This window comes from uncultured Caballeronia sp. (assembly GCF_964243625.1).
Classification (GTDB): Bacteria; Pseudomonadota; Gammaproteobacteria; order Burkholderiales; family Burkholderiaceae; genus Caballeronia.
On the sequence record NZ_CAXTGZ010000669.1, the window covers coordinates 1 to 3,209 of the forward strand.

The 3,209-nt window shown below is 61.1% G+C and carries 3 protein-coding genes; 1 reads left to right on the forward strand and 2 read right to left on the reverse strand.

Annotated elements, in window-relative coordinates:
* Positions 1 to 151 precede the first annotated feature (151 nt).
* Positions 152 to 1,054, forward strand: coding sequence for a LysR family transcriptional regulator (locus ACFFAR_RS28985; protein WP_375508989.1), 903 nt, complete (start codon positions 152 to 154; stop codon positions 1,052 to 1,054).
* A 3-nt stretch (positions 1,055 to 1,057) separates the two neighbouring features.
* Here the strand turns inward: ACFFAR_RS28985 and ACFFAR_RS28990 are convergent, their stop codons facing one another.
* Positions 1,058 to 2,431: an MFS transporter gene (locus ACFFAR_RS28990; RefSeq protein WP_062003277.1), complete on the reverse strand. Its 1,374-nt coding sequence runs from the start codon at positions 2,429 to 2,431 to the stop codon at positions 1,058 to 1,060.
* Between the two features lie 85 nt (positions 2,432 to 2,516).
* A partial coding sequence (locus tag ACFFAR_RS28995) for a GMC oxidoreductase (RefSeq protein ID WP_375508988.1) occupies positions 2,517 to 3,209 on the reverse strand: 693 nt, incomplete at its 5' end.

Genomic DNA, 3,209 nt, shown 5'->3' on the forward strand with positions numbered 1-3,209 from the left:
AGTTCTTCGGCATGGCAACGGTCGTGCAAGCGGCACGTGACGCGCAGGCATTCGTGGTGCAGGCGCAGAAGCGTTACCTGGGTAGATAGTATGCTGGTATCGGGCGGCCGGTTGTGGTCTCATCGTGCATCGACTCACTCGCCGCCCGCCCATGGACCTGAAGCAGATTCAATATTTCATCGCGCTGTTTGAAGACGGATCGGTCACGCGTGCGGCGAAGCGGCTCAACATCGTTCAGCCCGCATTGAGCATGCAGATTTCGAAGCTCGAGGCGGAATTGAATCAGCCGCTCTTCGAACGAGGCCCGCATGGCATGACGCCGACCGAAGCGGCGCGCCTCATGTACCGGCTGTATGTGCCGATCATTCGTGACATCGACCATGCGCGCGAGCAGCTCAGCAGCACGGACGTGATCGTCACGGGACGCGTGTCGCTGGGCATGGTGGCATCGGAAGCGGAAAGCGTATTGCCCGAGTCGCTCGCGACCTTCAATGCACTGTTTCCGCAAGTCGAGGTATCGGTGGCGGACGGCTTTAGCGCACAACTGATCGATGCCGTGGAAGCCGGACGGCTCGACGCCGCGGTCATCAACAAGCCGCGCGGACGTCTCACGCTCGATACCCGCGCGTTACTCGACGAAGAAATGGTTCTCGTGGTCAGTGCAACCCACGGTCGCGTTCTGCCCGACGAGATCGACCTGTCCAGGCTCGGCGACCTCGAACTGGTCCTGCCCACGCGGCGCAATGGCTTGCGCGGCGCACTCGACGCCGCGCTTCTCAACGCGGATATCGTGATCAAGCCGAAGTTCGAGATCGACCTGTTGACCACGATCGTGCAGTTCGTGGAACAGAGCAGCGTGGCGACCATCATGCCGCGCGTGGTCGTGCAGCGCAAAGTGGACGACGGCGTGCTGCGGATTCACCGGATTGCGAACCCGGTTATCGTGCGGCAGATCGTGTGCGTCAGTCACCCGAAGCGGCCGCTTGGGTCTGCGGCGAGCGCCCTCATCGATATCATCACGGAAGACATTCGCCGCGTGACTACCGCACCCTGACGTTCAATGTACGGCTCGCGCGTTGTTCTCCAGCTTGCCGAGCGTTTCCGGAACAATGAAAGCGCCAACTAGAAAGATCACGCTGATCACACCGACAAAAATAGCCAGCGTCATGGGCAATTCACTCGGGTCCTTCGCGACGAGCGACACGGCCGTCGGCATCATCCCGCCGATTGCAAAGCCGATGTTCCACGAGAGGCCCGTTCCCGTTGCGCGGATCGCGGTGGGAAATCGTTCATTCAGGAAGATCAGGATAGGCGCATAACCCGCGCTGCCGAGCGCACTCAGTATCACGGCGTAAAGGCCGATCATCGTGATGCTTTGCGCAGTAGGCAACAACAGGAACAACGCGGGTAACGCGACGAGACGCACGAGTCCGATCCAGATGAACGCACTCTTGCGTCCAATGAAGGTGCTCAGATGGCCCGCTGCGACCGAGGCCAGCAGCACTCCCACGCTTGCGATCATCAGGATGGCCGCAGCCGCGCCGTTGGGCGCGTGGCTGACCACCTTGAGAAAGGTAGGAAGGTAGCCCGACGTGAGGTAATAGCCGCTGCCGCCGCCAATCGTGAGCAGCAGGTTCACGAAAAGAATGCCGCGATATTCGCGGGAAAACAGCGTCTTGATTGGCGATCGAATCACTTCGACCGGCACCGACGGATCACGATTCGCGGCCTTGGCCGCCTTCTCTGCCGCAAGCTTCTGCCAGAGCGGCGACTCCTCGAGCGTATTGAAAACGAACAGGCCGAGCACCGAGCTGATGATGCCGGTGAAGAACATGCAGCGCCATCCCCAGACATCGAACAGTTCGCCGGGGAAGATCGCGGACATGGTCAGGAAGACAATGGACGCGAGCAGCGCACCGAGCCCTGCACCGCCGCCGCCGATCAATCCCGAGACCGCGCCTCGATACTTGGGCGCAACGGACTCCGTGCCGATGGTATGCGTGGACGCCACCACGCCACCTACGAACACGCCCTGCACGAGGCGCAACAGAAGAAAGAGGATTGGCGCGGCGAGTCCGGCTTGCGCGACCGTTGGCAACACCCCGAAAAGCGCCGTCGATATCCCCACGCCAACGACTGCGAGAATCATCGCGCCCTTGCGTCCATGACGGTCCGCATAAGAGCCGAACCATGCCGAACCGAGCGGCCGCATCAACAGGGTCACGGCAAACGACGCATATACTGCCGCCAGCGAAAGCATGGCGTGTTCGGACGGGAAGAACAGCCGGCCGACCACCGGCGCGACATACAGGAGCACGAACAGATCGAAAAGATCGAGTGCCCAACCCAGGCACGAGGCTACCACTGCACCCATGACCTGCCGCGAGTTGACCTCGGGCACGGCGGTGCTTTCCTGAGCTGCAACGGACATTTTTATCTCCTTGAAGGTCGCGGCGCCGCCTTATGGAAGGCGCCGTGTACGTGGCACGTATATTGGTTCGTGCTCTTGTTGGCGTTTATGAAATCGTTGCATGCAAATAGATCGTTTTGCTGCCTGCAGCACTGGGCGGCCGTTCGCGCAGCATCGTGTCCGCGATTTTTTCCGCGATCATGATGGTCGGGATATTCGTGTTGGCCGAAGGCAGGCGCGGCATGAGCGATGCATCGACCACGCGCAGGCCTCGCGCGCCGTGCACGCGGCCCTGTGTATCCACGACAGCCTGGCGATTGCCTGCCACGCCCATCCGGCATGTTCCGCTCGCGTGCCATACGCCGAATACGTTCGCGCGAATGAACGCGTTCAGCGCGTCGTCGCTCGCAAGCATTGAGGCCATGCCCTGACCACGCGTAAAGAAACGTTCGATCAGCAATCGACGCAAGGGCGCAGGCGTATCGAGCAATGCGCCAAGCAGCGATGTCAAGATTGCATTGACCTTGCCCACGCGGCTCAACGCCTTCACGCGCGGCGAAAATGCGGCTGGGAAAAAATCACGCCTGTCTTCACCCAGGCCCGATGCTTCGACCACTTTGGCGAGCAGGCGAACGCCGATGGCAAGGCGTGCGATATCGCGTTCGTCGTCAAGCAGGTTCAGGTCCACGCGTGGTGCGATGTCGGAGTCTGCGGACACGAGTTGCACACGGCCGCGCGAATATGGCCGGTTGCACCACAAGAAAAACAAACCGAGGCGATTGCCCAGCGCATGCCATGC

Coding starts and splice junctions, on each gene's coding strand:
- ACFFAR_RS28985 (WP_375508989.1), top strand. CDS start 152: ATGGACCTGAAGCAGATTCAATATTTCATCGCGCTGTTTGAAGACGGA.
- ACFFAR_RS28990 (WP_062003277.1), bottom strand. CDS start 2,431: ATGTCCGTTGCAGCTCAGGAAAGCACCGCCGTGCCCGAGGTCAACTCG.